The following is a 14,700-nucleotide window of genomic DNA, read 5'->3' on the forward strand; positions in this document are numbered from 1 at the left end:
CGCCGGCAGGGCCGCTGCTGTAGGGCTCTCGCTACCGAGCGATCGCGGCGTCGCCGAGCTCGAGCTCGAGCGCGGCCGCGGTCACGATCTGCGCGACCGCATCGGGCCGCGAGACGGCGACCGCGTGCGACGCGCCTTCCACCTCGGTCGTACCGCGGGAACCGGCACGCTCCGCCATGAACCGAAGCGCGGCGGGCGGGATGTTGCGGTCCTCGCCCCCGTGCACGAACCAGGACGGGAGGTGCCGCCACGCCGGCTCCGTCGTTGCGAGTGGCTCGGTCAGCGCCTCCTGCGTGACCGGGCGCTGGGATGCGGACATGCACGCGGCGTGACCGGGGGCGACGTCCGCGACGAACTGCTCGTGGAACCGCTCCGGGCGGATGGTCAGGTCGGTCCCGCCGTCGGACAGCGGAGTCGATGCGAGCGTCTCCCCGAGGGTGCTGCCGGGGAACCGGCCGGCGAGGTCGAACGCGCTCTCTCCGGTCTCGGGAGCGAACGCGCCGACGTACACGAGGCCGACGACGTTCGGCGCCTGCGAGGCCGCCTCGGTGGCGACCATCCCGCCGTACGAGTGTGCGACGACCAGAACGGGTCCCTCGGTGCCGGCGATGACGTCTCGCAGGTACGCGGCGTCACCGGCCAACGAGCGCAGCGGGACGGCGTTCGAGACGACCGGGATGCCGTCGCGGTGGAGTCGCTCGACGACGCCGTGCCAGCTCGAGGAGTCGGCGAAGGCGCCGTGTACGAGGACGGCTGTGGGTGTGGTGCTCATGGAAGTTCTCCTGTCGTGCGCGTGGAGCAGGGTGTGGCGTGCGCCGTTCCCGGACTCAGGGTTCGGTGGCACCCGATGCGGCGGGCCGAGCAGGGCTGTGAATTGCCGTCGCTAGTCCGTCGGTTCGATGTGTGCCTCGCTCCGGGTGGAGACGAGCAGGGGTCGGTATCGGACCCACAGCAGGAAGGACAGCGCCGCCGCGGTCAGCGCGACGCCGGTCCACAGGTTGACCTCGGAATCCGCGTGGCGCCCGGCGGTCTCCCCGGCGCCGACCAGCCCCATGACGAGCAGGACGACGCCGTAGATGCCGAGGACGGCTCCGATGATCGTGCGGATGTCGAAGGCTCGAGCGGCGTGCGTCGGGGTGGTGGCGAGACCGTCGGGGGTGGCGTGGTTCTCGTCGTCGCCGGGATGCGACGGCCTGGCGTTGGGTGCGTCAGACATGGTGGGCTCCGATCAGAGAAAGGCGAAGTTGAGACCGACGACGATGGCGAGGGAGACGCTCGCGAGGGGCACGGGCCGACGCCACCAGGGCAAGCGTGCGGCGACGACGTCGACGAGGTCGGACTTGGGCGTGAGCGAGTAGACGAGCCCGCGCAGCTCTTGCTCAGGCTTGGGAGTGGTCCCGAGCGTGACGAGAACGCTCAGCAGGATGTCGACGACGAACGCGGTGCCGGCCGCGACGAAGCTCGCGCCCTGACCCGACAGCGGGATGGCTCCCACGCTCAACGGTCCGAGGGCGTCCTCGCTGAGCACGGCGACCAGGACCGCGCCGATCGTGCCGGCGCTGAGGCCGACCCATCCCGCGGTGGCAGTCATGCGCTTCCAGAACATGCCGAGGATGAAGGTGGCGAACAATGGCGCGTTGAAGAAGCCGAACAGCGTCTGCAGGTAGTCCATGAGGTTCGTGTAGCCGGACGCCAGCAGCGCGGTGAACAGGGCGACAACCGTGGCGACGATCGTCGCGATGCGTCCGACGCGTGTGTAGTAGCCGTCGGGCTTGTCCTTCTTGACGTACTGCTGCCAGATGTCGTAGCTGAAGACGGTGTTGAATGCGGAGATATTGGCCGCCATGCCCGCCATGAACGATGCGAGAAGCCCGGCGAGCGCGACGCCGAGCATCCCGTTGGGGAGCAGATCGCGGATCATGAGCAGGATCGCGTCGTTGTACTGCACGGTCCCGGCGCCCTGGCCATCCTTTAGGGCCGTGATCTCCGGGACGAGGACGCTCGCGATGATGCCCGGGACGACGACGACGAAGGGGATCAGCATCTTCGGGAACGAACCGATGACCGGGGCCGTGCGAGCCGATGTGATCGAGTCCGACGCCATGGCGCGCTGCACCTCGACGAAGTTCGTCGTCCAGTAGCCGAAGGACAGCACGAAGCCGAGGCCGAAGACGATGCCGATCACCGACCACACGGGGGAGTCGAAGCCGGTCAGGGACTCACCGGGCCACGAGGAGAGCATCTCCGTTCCGAACGACTCCTCGACGTTGTCGACCAGGCCGCCGACGCCGCCCACACGGTTCAGGCCGACGATCGTCAGGGGGAGCAGGGCCGCGACGATGACGAAGAACTGCAGGACCTCGTTGTAGATCGCGGCGGACAACCCGCCGAGCGCCGTGTACGTGAGCACCACCGCCGCAGCGGCGACCAGGGAGACCCATAACGGCCAACCCAGGAGGGCGTTCACGATGGTCGCCAGGAGGAACAGGTTCACGCCCGCGATGAGCAGCTGCGCCACCGCGAAGCTGATGGCGTTCACTAGGTGCGCGCCGGTCCCGAACCGTCGTCGCATGAACTCGGGGACGGACCTGACCTTCGACCCGTAGTAGAACGGCATCATCACCACGCCGAGGAACAGCATCGCCGGCACGGCACCGATCCAGTAGTAGTGCATGGTGGCCATGCCGATCTGCGCGCCGTTGGCCGACATCCCCATGATCTCGACGGCGCCGAGGTTCGCTGAGATGAACGCGAGCCCGGTGACCCAGGCCGGAAGCGAGCGGCCCGAGAGGAAGAAGTCCAGGCTGGACGAGACCTGGCGACGCGCCAGCCAGCCGATGCCCAGAACGAAGATGAAGTAGACAGCCACCAGCCCGAAGTCGATGAAGTTGGCATCCAGGCGTAGCGGGTTGTCACTGGCTGCACTGATCACGTCGTCCGCCTCACTCTCCGTGGTCGTACGTCACGATGTGGATGAGAACTCGACATGACTGACCGGACGCCGAGGCTCGGCGTGACGCGGTCGGATGACAGGCGTGCTGTGCATGCTTCCGACGGTTGGGTCGGCCCCGCACGGGACTGACCGTCCCGGGGGCGCCGTCCGCTCTCGATCGGGAGCCTCTGTGGATGTTGCGGTCCTACCTACTCCGGACTGTCCGATTCGCCTTCGCGGCGTTCGGGGCGAACGGCATTCCCGCCACACCAGGCGGAACTCGCACCAGCCCAGGAGTGCGGCCACAAGATAGAGGGCCGCGGTCAGGACGATCTGGCCGGTCATGGTGCCGGCTCCATCGTTCTGAAGGCGTCGTCGGCGAGGGCGGAAGCCGTGACCGGCACGATCGTGGTGAGCGACCTGAGGATTTCCGCGGCCTCGATCATCACGTCGACGGAGCGACTGGTGATCGCCTCGCCGGCATGGAGTCGCAGTGCGGCCCGGTACAACTGGTCGCCGAGAGCGGCGGGGTGGCCGTCGTGGGACGGGTCGTGATCGGGGTGCATGTCCGCCTCCTTGAGGATGGGAGCCGCTTCACGGCGCCACCCATCCACCGTCGGCTTGCGAGACGGGGGAGCGCGCCCTGGGAGTCCGTAGTCAGGTGCGTGGGGACTGCGTAGTGCCTGCGTTGCCTGACCAAGGCCATGACCCGGTGCCCGCGGGGATACGCTTGATCGGTGTCGCCGTCCAGAGGCCTTCTGGGTCGGGCCCAGGAGCTGACCCGATTGCAGGAGTTGGTCGTTCGCGCGCGCGACGGGCACAGCGGCGCCATCGTCCTGAGCGGCGAGGCGGGGATCGGCAAGACTGCTCTCTTGGACGCGCTGGTCGCCGACGTGTCCGCGGATGTCCGCGTCGAACGGATGGTCGCCTCCGAGAATGAAATGGAGCTCACCTTCGCGGGACTGCAGCTTCTCTGCGGACGCCTGTTGACGTCGTCGTCGGTAGATCTTCCCGAGCCTCGCCAGCGAGCGTTGGAATGTGCATTCGGCCTCCGCGCCGCGGGACCACCCAACCCGCTCCATCTCGGTCTCGGCGTCCGCGACCTTCTGACGCGTGTTGCTGGCGACGGCGTCCTGCTGTGCGTCGTGGACGACGCACAGTGGCTGGACGAGAGTTCGGCGCGCGCCATAGCGTCCGTGGCCCGTCGTCTCTCCACCGAACGCGTCGCGATGGTCGTGGCGATGCGACACCCCGATGACCGGTTCGCCGACCTGCCCCAGCTGGCCGTATCGGCGCTCAGCGACGCCGACTCCCGTGCGCTGCTGCAGAGGGTGCTACCGGGCGTGATCGATCAGCGGGTCTTCGACCAGTTGCTCGTCGAGTGTCGGGGCAACCCGCTCGCCCTCCGAGAGCTGCCTCGCTCGTCCGTTGCTGGCCTGGCCGGCGGCTACGCGCTCGCCGGTTCCCTGTCGCTCGAGAGCCGGATCGAACGCAGCCTGCTTGCTCGCCTTGACACCCTTCCCCCTCCGACCCGCACCCTGCTCCTCCTCGCCGCGGCGGATCCGACGGGGGATCCGGGCTTGCTGTGGCGCGCGAGCGCACGGCTGGGGCTTGCCCCCGAGAACCTGGACCTTGCTCAACAGGCCGACGCACTCCACGTCTCCGGACGCATCCAGTTCCGACACCCGCTCATTCGCTCGGCGATCTATCGCGCGGCCAGCCCTGCCGCGCGGCGGGCCGTCCACGCCGCTCTGGCCGATGCGACCTACGCCCAACGAGACCCGGACCGACGCGCCTGGCATCGGGCGAACGCGACTCTGCAACCCGCCGAAGACGTGGCAGCCGCCCTCGTGCAGTCGGCCGACCGGGCACGTACCCGCGGAGGTGTTGCGGCCGCTGCCGCCTTCCTCGAACGGGCCGCTCAATTGACGCCCGAGCTCAAGGCGCGGGCTGATCGGCTGATTGCGGCCGCCGAATCCAAGCTTGATGCCGGGGCACCAGACGATGCGCTGCGGCTGCTCGACGAAACTCGCGACCACGAGCTGAACTCCCTCCAGACAGCTCTGGTCGCACGGCTGCGGGCCCGCTGCGAGTACGCGCTTCGTCGCGACCGCAGTGCGCCGCGAAAGCTGCTCGCCGCAGCACAGGCGCTCGAGCCCCACGACCCGGTGCTGGCCAGAGACACGTACATGCAGGCCCTCTCCGCCGCCACCTACGCCGGGAGGCTAGGCGAGCCGGGCGCCATCGAGGAGATCGCGCAGGCGATCATGTCGTCGACGGCCACCGGGGCTCTTGACAGTGCACCGGACCTCATCCTTCGGGGCCAGGCGCAGCTCGCGCTGGGCGGACCATCTCACGCGCTGCCTGTCGTGCGGCGCGCCATCGCGGCCTTCGCCGAGGCGCCGGCCACGGACCACCGAGCTCTCGCGTGGATGTGGTTCGGGGGTCGCGCCGCCCAGGACATCTGGGATGCCGAGGGGCTGAGAACTCTCGCGGAGAAACAGGTCCGGCTCGCGCGTGCCGGAGGGGTGCTCACCGTGCTTCCCATGGCGCTCAATCTGTTGATGGTCGCCCGCACATTCGACGGTAAGCTGGACGGCGCGGAAGCCATCTGCGACGACATCGACACGATCCTCTCCATCACCGGACACCCCCTCCCGCTGTACGGGCGGATCTTTCTGGCTGCCTATCGAGGTCATGTCGACGAGGTCGAGGCCAGGGCGCCGCAACTCCGCGCCGACGGTCACGCGCGAGGTGAGGGGTACGCCCTGACCGTGGCCAACATGGCAGAGGCCGTGGTCTACAACGGCGCGGGCCACTACGAGAAGGCCTTGGCGTCGGCGCGTGAAGAGCTGCCGTACGTCAACGAGCTCGGCCACACGATGCGCACGATGCTCGAGGTGGTCGAGGCCGCCTCGCACCTCGGCGAACGAGATCTCGCAGGCAAGGCAGTCGAACGACTCCATCAGGTGACGAACCCGGTGATCGACAGCAGCCCGTGGGCTGCCGCGTTCATGGCGCTGGTCCACGCGATGCAGGACGACGATGACGGTGAGGCTCACTACCTCCGCGCCATCGACGGGTTCGAGCGGATCCGCGTGCCGATCCTCAAGGCGCGCAGCCAACTTCTGTACGGCGAGATGCTGCGCCGGCACGGGCGTCGTATCGACGCCCGTGCACAGCTGCGCTCAGCAGAGTCCATTTTTGCCGAATGCGGCATGCAGGGGTTCGCCGACCGAGCGCGCGGCGAGCTGGCCGTCACAGGGGAGAAGATGCGCACTCGCGGCACGGCGTCAGCGGACGACCTCACTGATCAGGAACGCAACGTCGCCCGGCTGGCCCGTGACGGCCTCACCAACCGCGAGATCGGAGCACGCCTCTTCATCAGTTCGCACACCGCCGAGTGGCACCTGCGCAAGGTCTTCGCAAAGCTCGACGTCAGGTCGCGGAACGAGCTGTGGAAGGTACTGCCAGGCCCGGACTAGGTCATGTCTCCTAATGGCCGGAGGGGCAGGATGTGCCTGTGGAGCACCTCGTTGACCTGGATGTCCTTGCGGACCGGCTGCGGCCGGTCGTCGAGGAATGGAGACGTGAAGTCGATGTCGGCCCGTTGACCTGGCGCGACTACGAGGCTGGCTGGCCGAAGCCGATCACGCCCGATCGGGTCAGCGTTCGGGTCCCCGAGTCGCTGGGGCTGGATCCTTCGGAAGTACGCCGTCGACGACGTGCTCGAGATCGTCGTCTACACGGGCGGCTGGGCCGACGTCGAGTACCTGGTCGGCCTTGAGGTCTACACCTTCTGTCACGAGTTCCAGGACGCGGACGGTGCGTACTCGGCCGTGGTCTTGGGGGTCGCGGACTTCCTGGCTTAGGACCTCCGCAGCCAGGTGATGATCGCGGCCAGGACGGCGCCTGCGCGGTAGACGACGGCGTGCTTGTCGTAGCGGGTGGCCAGGCCGCGCCACTGCTTGAGCAGGTTGAAGGACCGCTCGACGACGTTGCGCCGTTTGTAGGTCACGCGGTCGAGCTTCGGTGGGCGCCCGCCCTTGGCGCCGCGACGTTTGCGGTTCGCCTGCTGGTCGGACGGTTCCGGGATCACGACTTGGATCCCGCGCCGGCGCAGCATGGCCCGGTTCCCGCGTGAGGAGTACGCCTTGTCCCCGAGCACCGTGTCTGGTGTCGCCTTGGGCGACCTGCACCGAGCCGCGGCACCCAGATGTCGGCGAGCACGACTTCCAACGCTCGCCCGTCGTGCGACTGGCCCGGCGTCACTACGACGGCCAGTGGGCGGCCACGCCCGTCGACGGCGTGGTGGATCTTGCTCGTCAGCCCTCCACGAGACCGGCCGATGCCGTGACCCGCGGGTTCACTGTGGACGAGCCCGTCGCGAAGTTTCTTGTGATTCGACATTGCCCCCTGTGTCCTGCTCCGGGCGGGTCGTGTTCGTCGCGTGCTGGTGGGCGCGGTTGATCGTGGAGTCCACCGAAACCGTCCAGTCGATCTCACCTGCGGCATCGGCCTCGGCCAGCAGCTGGGCCAGGACACGGTCCCAGGTGCCGTCGTCGGCGAACTTCTTGTGCCGCTTCCACACCGTCTGCCACGGACCGAACACCTCGCGGGGAAGGTCCCGCCACGGGATCCCCGTCCGATACCGGTAGGCGATGCCCTCGACGATGGTGCGGTGGTCACCGAACGGGCGACCCACCTTGCCGGCATTCGACGGCAGCAACGGTTCGATCCGCTCCCACTGCTCGTCCGTCAAGACCTGGAACCGACTCACGCCCGCGATCTTGCCGCGAGCCTCACCTCAGAGTTGGGAGACACGCCCTAGACGTGCCGTCGCGACGTCGTGTCGAGGTGCGTAGCGACGTCCACGATCGCATCGACGAACGCTTGCGGCGCCTCGGCCGGAAGATGGTGACCCGCGTGCGGGACATGACGATGCTCGCGCCATCCGGTGAACCTGGCGGCATCGTGCGAGCCGTCGGTGGCGGGGAAGTTCCCGTCCGCCGTGCCGTCGAGCGTGATCGTCGGAGCGCTGATCGCTGGTAGCGAGGCGAGGCGCGACTCGTCTGCTGAATTGGCGACGGCGCCGGGTGCCAGTCCGAGGCGCTGTCGGTAGGCGTGGATGACGACGTCGACGTAGTCGGGGTTCTCGAACGCGCGGGCCGCCCGAGCGAGGTCGTCGTCGGTGAAGACCCACTCGGGTGAGTTCCGGCGCCAGATGACTCGGGCGATCTCCTGCCTGTTCTGCTCCAGTCCCTTGCGGCCCCGTTCGGTGGAGAAATACCAGAAGTACCAGAAGCCCGCCTCGCGCTCGGGCGTGATCGGCACGTGTGCGGAGGCGATGTCGTTGATGAGGTAGCCGTTCACGCTGACGAGCCCGCCGACGCGGTCAGGATGAAGCGCCGCGACCACGCATGCGGCTCGGCCGCCCCAGTCGTAGCCGGCGAGGATCGGGGTCTGCAGCTTGAGGGCGTCGAGGAGTGCGAGCAGGTCGGCTCCGAGAGCGGCCTGCTGACCACTGCGGGGTGTGTCATCGCGGAGGAACCTCGTGGGCCCGTGCCCGCGCAGGTACGGGACGATCACCCGAAAGCCTGCGTCGACCAGCTCTGGGGCGACGTCGATGAAGCTGTGCACGTCGTACGGGAAGCCGTGCAGGAGCACCACTGGCGGCGCGTCTGATGAGCCGAGGTCGTGGTAGGCGACGTCGAGCTCGCCGGCTGCGAGGTGCCGAAGCGTGTGCGCGGTGCCAATCATCGTGTCGTCCTTCCGGGTGTAGGTGCGGTGATATTCACGACCGGGGACGGCCGGACGATGTGATCGAGCCGGCAGCCGACGACGGAGCGCCGGCGCGCCGTCACGATCTCGGTGCCTCCGCGGTCGTTGATCGAAATGACTTCACCGCACAGTGAGCCTCACGTGCACGCGCGACGAGTGGCTGGACAGTGCCGGTGACTGCCAAGGGATCGAACTGCTCGGAGGGAAAATGAAGATCGCAGTAGCTGGAGCGACAGGGACTGTCGGCAAGTACGTCACGAGGTCAGCGCGAGACCGCGGTCACAAAGTCGTCCCACTGAGTCGGACGACGGGCGTGGACCTCCTCGCCGGTCGGGGAATCAGGGAAATTCTGTCCGGCGTGGACGTGGTGGTCGACGTGACCAACAAGACGACACTCTCTGCATCCGTCGCTCGCCGGTTCTTCGAGACGGTGACTCGTCATCTGCTCGCCGCCGAGACGTCCGCGGGCGTGGGGCATCATGTGGCGCTGTCCATCGTCGGCATCGACGACATCGACGCCTCGTACTACGCCGGGAAGCTCGCGCAGGAGCGAGTGGTCGCTTCCGGACCGGTCCCATGGACCATCGCCCGAGCGGGGCAGTTTCACGAGTTCGCCGGGCAGCTTCTCACAGGCATGAAGGGGCCGATCGCCATCATGCCCAGATGCCTGACGCGCCCGGTCGCCGCACGCGACGTCGCCGAGCACCTTGTCGACCTCGCGGAGACAGCGCCCCAGGGACGCGCCACCGACCTGGTCGGTCCGCGCGACGAGGTTCTCGCGGATCTCGCCCGCCGTCAGCTCGCGCACGACGACATCCGACGTCGAGTCGTCGAAGTCCGATTCCCCGGCGCCTACGGGCGTGGGCTGGCCTCAGGTTCGCTGCGCGGCGGGCGAGACCACGTCGCGACAACGACCACGTTCGAGGAATGGCTCCACGGTCCGGATCACCGAGCGAGCGGTCGGCTGTGAGCCGCCCTTCCACCCCGCGGGAGTCGTCATGGAGCTGGCAGTCTTTGCAGGCGTCCTGTCGACCGTCCTGTTCGCCTCGGCGAACCTCCCGATGGTCGTCAAGGCGATCCGGTCGCGCAACTTGGCCTCCTACAGCCGACCGTCCCTTGCACTCGCTAACGTCGGCAACATCGTCCACACGATCTACGTGGTCAGTCTCCCGTTCGGCCCGGTCTGGATTCTCCACGGCTTCTACCTCGTGACGACGGCCGCCATGTTTGTCATGGCCCTTCGCTATCGAGCGGACGCGTCACCGGCCGGAGCATCCCGTGTCGCGCCTGTGGTCGGGTCGCGCTTGAGCGTCAAGGGTTCCGGGCGGGGCTGTTCTCGCGCCGAGGGGCGCACCCTGTTGTGGCGATCCGCTACTGCTTGGGAGTGCGCCGTCGCGATGCTTCGACTTTCAGTGTTCGTTCGGAAGGGTCAAGCGGTGGGCGGTAGTCGTCGGTGCGACGAAAGACACCATCGCCTCTGATCTGCGCAGCCTCGGCGTGGTTGCCTTCGAGCTCGGCAATCCTTGCGAGATCCAGCCGGGCGGTCTCGTCGTAGGGGGAGGCACTGAGCGCGGTCTCGGCGGCTCGGCGGGCGGTGGATAGGTCGCCGTCTCTCATGGAGCGGGTGGCGACGAGGTGGGCGACGTCGACGATCGCGGCTGCGAACTCCTGGTCGAAGCGTTCCCCCTCGAACATCCACGTCCAGGAGTCGGCGCGCAGGTCGGCGAACGGCTCACCGCGTATCAGTCGGAGAGCGGCCACGAGGTCGGGGAGCCCGTCGGCACCGCGCGCCTGGGCGCGAGCGCGCAGCCGGCGGAACAGGTCCATGTCGAACAGCACGCCGCGCACGATGTACCCGTTCCAGCCGGTCTCGCTGCGCTCACGGGTGCTGGGTGCGGTCGGCAGGTACTCCTCGCCGGTACGGGGGTCGACGCCAAGGTACTTGCGCAGGTGGCTGATCTCGACGCGTGCGCGCTCGCGGGTGTAACCGAACTCGTCGGACAGCGTGGCGGATGGGACGCCGTGCGGGTGGGCCCACAGGTAGGTCATGAGCTCGATGTAGTGGTGCTTGCGCTCGGAGACCTCCTGGCTGACGCCGTGAGCGGTGGCGCGAAGCGTGCCGAGCAGCATGACGCGCGGCACCGGGCACTTGTCGCCCAGATGCCACAGCTCGAGGTCGGTGTCGAGGGTCGGGTCGGCGGCGTGCACCGTGTCGGTGGTCGACGGCGGTACCGGCGGGGCGAGAGCGGCGACGTCTTGCTCGGTGGTGGCCGCGGCGTCCACGTAGGCGGTGGCAGGCTCAGGCAGCAGCGACGTCGGCCCGGCTTCCTCGTCAGGCGCGGGCCGCTCGTCGACAAGCGGCTCGCGCAGCGCGCCGGTCTGGTTCATGAACGCCCGGTATCCCTCGGTGATCGTGACGTCCACCGGCACGGGCACGTTCGCCCGGCTCTGGGTGGCGCGGACGATTTCGGCGACCGCCGCAGCCTCGGCCTGGCTCAGCCCGGGTACGCGGAGGTCGATGCCGAGGGTGGGGACCGCAGGCGCTTGTCGTCGACCTCGATGATCGTCGCCGATTCCGTGGCCGGATCGCCGAGGGCGAAACTCGTCAACTCCGCGGGCAGGATTCCGGAGGTCGGGAGCCCTTCGTCCGCGCGGACACCTTCGACATAACCGGTGTAGCCGCCCATGGCGAAGAGGGCAGCGCCTGCGACCCCCACAAACCAGCACATCGCGGTGGCCAAGCGGTAGTAGTCGAGCGAGTCCATGCTGCTCCCTAGGGCATGTGCGGAAGGTGCGAGGGCGGATGCCCGTCCTGGAGGCACGGTACTGGTCCGGTGCCTCCGACAGCGGGAGGACCCGCAGCGCGTGTAAAACGGACATACCGGTGGGGCGTGTGGAGCACCGACACCTTGGCGCAACGAGAGCACCCCGCCGCAGCGTGGCGACGGGGTGCTCTCCTGCGACAGGTCAGGCGGCGCGCTGCTCGAACTCGTCGCCGGTGGCCGCGCCGAGGTCGACGACGGCCTTGACGACCCGGACCTTCGCGCCGTCCTTGGTCTCCTCCATGTGCAGGTACGCGAGCACCTTGTGGCCGATGAGGTCCTTGAACCGCTTGGCCAGCGCGCGGGCGGCGGGGTCGCCCTCGGAGCGGTCGGTGCGGAACGACTCCTGGCCGTTTGGGGCCCACTTGCTCGGCCGGGTCTTGACGGTGATGAAGCCGCGGGTGGACTTCGCCTCCTTCTGGACACGCTCGACGACGCAGACGAACCGCTTGTCGGCGTCCGTGATGGCCTCGATGGCCTTGCGAACGCGCGAGGAGGGGGAGACGAGGGAGAGGGTGATCTCGCTCGCCATCTCGGCGACGTGGGCGTCCCACGCCTCGCGATCGTCACCGACGGGGCCCGCGGCGCTGAACGCGGGACTGTACCGTTTTCGGCTCTGTCGCACTTTCGGTGATGCTGGCGGCCGGCGTGTTGGTTCTGCCATGATCTGCCGTGATCGATGCGAAGGTGCTGGTCAGTGCGGCTTTCCGGGGGTTGAGAGGGCTGGTGCTTGAGGGTGTCGCGGAGCGTGGTGACGGGTTGGTGGTGACCATGGCGACGCAGGATGGCCCGGCGTCGTGCCCGGTATGCGCGACACCGTCTGCCCGTGTCCACGATCGGGCGGTCCGCTGCCCGGCGGACCTTCCGGTGGCCGGGTTACGCGTCGAGCTGCGCGTGCGGGTGCGGCGCCTGGCATGCCAGATGACTACCTGCCCGCGCCGCACGTTCCGCGAGCAGGTCCCGGGCGTCCTGGAGCGATACCAGCGCCGCACGGCCCGGTTGCACGGCGCGCTCGAGGCCCTCACCGTCGAGCTGGCCGGGCGTGCCGCCACACGAGTGGCCCCGGCCCTCGGGATCGAACTTCGGCGGGACACCGCGCTGCGGGTCCTGCGCTCCATCGCGCTGCCGGATCTCTTGGTGCCTCGGGTACTGGGGATCGACGACTTCGCGCTGCGCCGTGGGCAGGTCTACGCCACCGTCCTGATCGACGCCGAGTCCGGCCGGCGTGTCGACGTCGTCGAGGGTCGCGGCGCCGACGTCGTCACAGCGTGGCTGCGAGAGCACCCGGGCGTGCAGATCGTCACGCGGGACGGGTCGACCGTCTACGCCCAGGCCGTGCGCGAGGCCCTCCCGGACGCGGTGCAGGTCGCCGACCGGTGGCACCTGTGGCACAACCTGGCCGACGCGGTCAGCAAGGAGATCGCCGCGCACTGCGCCTGCTGGGCGGCGACGACCGCGACCGGGATGCGCACCGGACGCATCGCGGAGACCACCGCCGAGCGCTGGACGCAGGTACGCGAGCTGCGCGATGCCGGGGTCGGGCTGCTCGACTGTTCCCGACGGCTCGGGATCGCGCTCAACACGGTCAAGCGGTACGACCGGGCCGCCCAACCCGAGCAGATCGCCCGACCCCCGCGCTACCGGCCTACCCTGGTCGACCCCTACCGCGACCACCTGCGCGAACGCCGCCAGGGCGACCCCGGCGTCAGCGTCCAGCAGCTGCTCACGGAGATCCGCGCCCTGGGCTTCACGGGAAGTCAGAACCTCCTCTACCGGTACCTGAACCAGCACCGGCACCTGGACGCCGACCCCCACCTGTCACCACGCCGGGCGACCCGACTGCTACTGACCAGGCCGTCGAACCTCACCGAGCGGCAGACCGCTCGGCTGGCCAAGCTCATCGCAGCCTGCCCCGAGATGACAGCGCTGAGCGGCCTCGTGCGCTCGTTCGCGGCCCTCCTGGTCCCCGACCCCGCGAACGCCGCAGCGCTGACCTCGTGGTTGGACCAGGCCCGCGCGGCCGGTCTGCCCCACCTGCACTCGTTCGCCCGCGGCATCGAACAGGACCACGACGCCGTCGTCGCCGCACTCACCACGAGCTACCACAACGGCCGGACCGAGGGCGTCAACACGCGCACCAAGATGCTCAAACGCCAGATGTACGGAAGAGCCGGCTTCGACCTCCTGCGACACCGCATCCTGCACACCTGACCCGATCGTCGGCCATCACCGAAAGTGCGACAGAGCCGAAAGCTGGACGGACCCATACCCGAAGGTTTGATACCGATGACGCGACTTCCTGCGCGCAAGATCTGCGCCAGCGTGGCTCTTTCCGCGACGGCCCTGCTTGGTGTCACGGCCGCTGCGCATGCTGCCGACGCGGGACCGCCACCCGACGTGGCAGACTCGCTCGCGCCGGGCGGGGACGCTTTCGAAGAAGCGGTGGAACTGAACACCACCGAGTCGGGTGCGATGGCGAACCAGCGAGCCGCTGAAGTGGAGCAGTCGATCGACTTCGGCGAGGCGCGGCAGTCGGAGTGGTGGCGCACGCGCTTAACAGAACCACGGCTGAGTTCATCGGTGGGCCTTCCATCTCTATCGCTGACCTCCGTCCGCTGAAGGCTCAGCAGTTGGAGGAGGCCCTGGCGGACGAGGGCGATGCCGAGCCCGGAGCGATAGGCGCCTCGTTCAGCGACGCTTCTGCCGGGGCGAGCCCCAACGCGCTGTGGTTCTGGGTCTCGGCGGTGGGGTTGGTTCTAGTCGGTGGAAGCGGCTACGCGCTGGGACGCACTCGGAAGAGTGGGGCACCGGAGTCCGACTGAACTCAGATGATCGCTCAGAGAAGGACAGCCACCTGCTGGCGCCATGACGTGCCTGATCAGCCCGGCGTCTCGTAGTCGGCCCATGGGCGGTCACCACGTGGGCACGCTGCGCGCAGGTGGACCGGTCGTTCATGGGCGAGTCGCACGCCAGGGAGGAGCCCAGGGCGGCGACCTGCCCCTGGCCTGGTGCAGTCATCAATTCTCGCAGCGTGCCCCTGGACCACAGGCTGATGCTGCGTGCTCCGAGGTGCTGGGCTACCCGGAACTTCCGGTGTGGACCTGAACGCGGCGCTGCCCATCGATGACGTCGACCTGGCGTACGTACACGAGGAGCTGGCGGTCG

At 68.6% G+C, this 14,700-nt stretch carries 13 protein-coding genes and 1 pseudogene; 5 read left to right on the top strand and 9 right to left on the bottom strand.

Annotated features, from left to right (window positions below; genetic code table 11):
• Positions 1-31 precede the first annotated feature (31 nt).
• From LEP48_RS09640 to LEP48_RS09655, 4 genes are all read right to left on the bottom strand, one after another.
• Complete coding sequence (locus LEP48_RS09640) at positions 32-772, bottom strand: alpha/beta fold hydrolase (protein WP_225565360.1); 741 nt, start codon at positions 770-772, stop codon at positions 32-34.
• Between the two features lie 111 nt (positions 773-883).
• Positions 884-1,216 (bottom strand): hypothetical protein, encoded by a 333-nt coding sequence (locus tag LEP48_RS09645; protein ID WP_225565361.1) that lies wholly within the window; start codon positions 1,214-1,216, stop codon positions 884-886.
• A gap of 12 nt (positions 1,217-1,228) precedes the next feature.
• Entirely contained in the window at positions 1,229-2,932 is a 1,704-nt protein-coding gene (locus tag LEP48_RS09650; protein ID WP_225565362.1) for a sodium:solute symporter family protein, read from the bottom strand.
• 341 nt (positions 2,933-3,273) lie between these two features.
• A complete protein-coding gene (locus LEP48_RS09655) occupies positions 3,274-3,498 on the bottom strand; it encodes a hypothetical protein (protein ID WP_225565363.1) in 225 nt (74 codons plus the stop codon).
• Between the two features lie 171 nt (positions 3,499-3,669).
• On the opposite strand from LEP48_RS09655, the gene LEP48_RS09660 reads away from it, so the two are divergent.
• Both LEP48_RS09660 and LEP48_RS09665 read left to right on the top strand, forming a co-directional pair.
• The gene (locus LEP48_RS09660; protein ID WP_225565364.1) at positions 3,670-6,417 is read left to right on the top strand and encodes an AAA family ATPase; all 2,748 of its coding nucleotides are present in this window, start codon (positions 3,670-3,672) and stop codon (positions 6,415-6,417) included.
• A 240-nt stretch (positions 6,418-6,657) separates the two neighbouring features.
• Complete coding sequence (locus tag LEP48_RS09665; protein ID WP_225565365.1) at positions 6,658-6,804, top strand: hypothetical protein; 147 nt, start codon at positions 6,658-6,660, stop codon at positions 6,802-6,804.
• Here LEP48_RS09665 and LEP48_RS09670 read toward each other — a convergent pair.
• Positions 6,801-7,712 (bottom strand): annotated as a pseudogene (locus tag LEP48_RS09670) (IS5 family transposase). The gene LEP48_RS09665 and the pseudogene LEP48_RS09670 overlap by 4 nt on opposite strands.
• A 47-nt stretch (positions 7,713-7,759) precedes the next feature.
• Positions 7,760-8,692: an alpha/beta fold hydrolase gene (locus LEP48_RS09675; protein WP_225565366.1), complete on the bottom strand. Its 933-nt coding sequence runs from the start codon at positions 8,690-8,692 to the stop codon at positions 7,760-7,762.
• A gap of 334 nt (positions 8,693-9,026) precedes the next feature.
• Between LEP48_RS09675 and LEP48_RS09680 the strand changes: the two genes are divergently transcribed.
• On the top strand, positions 9,027-9,683 hold the full coding sequence (locus LEP48_RS09680; RefSeq protein ID WP_479691266.1) for an SDR family oxidoreductase: 657 nt from the start codon (positions 9,027-9,029) through the stop codon (positions 9,681-9,683).
• A gap of 401 nt (positions 9,684-10,084) precedes the next feature.
• Here the strand turns inward: LEP48_RS09680 and LEP48_RS09685 are convergent, their stop codons facing one another.
• The 3 genes from LEP48_RS09685 to LEP48_RS09695 all read right to left on the bottom strand — a co-directional run bounded on the left by LEP48_RS09685 (position 10,085) and on the right by LEP48_RS09695 (position 12,160).
• Positions 10,085-11,137: an AfsR/SARP family transcriptional regulator gene (locus LEP48_RS09685; protein ID WP_225565368.1), complete on the bottom strand. Its 1,053-nt coding sequence runs from the start codon at positions 11,135-11,137 to the stop codon at positions 10,085-10,087.
• A 71-nt stretch (positions 11,138-11,208) separates the two neighbouring features.
• A complete protein-coding gene (locus LEP48_RS09690) occupies positions 11,209-11,478 on the bottom strand; it encodes a hypothetical protein (RefSeq protein ID WP_225565369.1) in 270 nt (89 codons plus the stop codon).
• A 202-nt stretch (positions 11,479-11,680) separates the two neighbouring features.
• On the bottom strand, positions 11,681-12,160 hold the full coding sequence (locus tag LEP48_RS09695; protein ID WP_225565370.1) for an OTU domain-containing protein: 480 nt from the start codon (positions 12,158-12,160) through the stop codon (positions 11,681-11,683).
• A 47-nt stretch (positions 12,161-12,207) separates the two neighbouring features.
• Here LEP48_RS09695 and LEP48_RS09700 point away from each other — a divergent pair, with 47 nt between their 5' ends.
• Positions 12,208-13,746 carry an ISL3 family transposase gene (locus LEP48_RS09700; RefSeq protein WP_225565371.1) on the top strand — a complete coding sequence of 513 codons (1,539 nt, stop codon included), beginning with the start codon at positions 12,208-12,210 and terminating at the stop codon, positions 13,744-13,746.
• Between the two features lie 75 nt (positions 13,747-13,821).
• Positions 13,822-14,154, top strand: coding sequence for a hypothetical protein (locus LEP48_RS09705; RefSeq protein ID WP_225565372.1), 333 nt, complete (start codon positions 13,822-13,824; stop codon positions 14,152-14,154).
• Positions 14,155-14,700: the final 546 nt, after the last annotated feature.

It is taken from the genome of Isoptericola luteus, from assembly GCF_020297055.1.
Classification (GTDB): Bacteria; Actinomycetota; Actinomycetes; order Actinomycetales; family Cellulomonadaceae; genus Isoptericola; species Isoptericola luteus.

Coding starts and splice junctions, on each gene's coding strand:
- LEP48_RS09690 (WP_225565369.1), bottom strand. CDS start 11,478: ATGGACTCGCTCGACTACTACCGCTTGGCCACCGCGATGTGCTGGTTT.
- LEP48_RS09705 (WP_225565372.1), top strand. CDS start 13,822: ATGACGCGACTTCCTGCGCGCAAGATCTGCGCCAGCGTGGCTCTTTCC.
- LEP48_RS09645 (WP_225565361.1), bottom strand. CDS start 1,216: ATGTCTGACGCACCCAACGCCAGGCCGTCGCATCCCGGCGACGACGAG.
- LEP48_RS09675 (WP_225565366.1), bottom strand. CDS start 8,692: ATGATTGGCACCGCGCACACGCTTCGGCACCTCGCAGCCGGCGAGCTC.
- LEP48_RS09640 (WP_225565360.1), bottom strand. CDS start 772: ATGAGCACCACACCCACAGCCGTCCTCGTACACGGCGCCTTCGCCGAC.
- LEP48_RS09655 (WP_225565363.1), bottom strand. CDS start 3,498: ATGCACCCCGATCACGACCCGTCCCACGACGGCCACCCCGCCGCTCTC.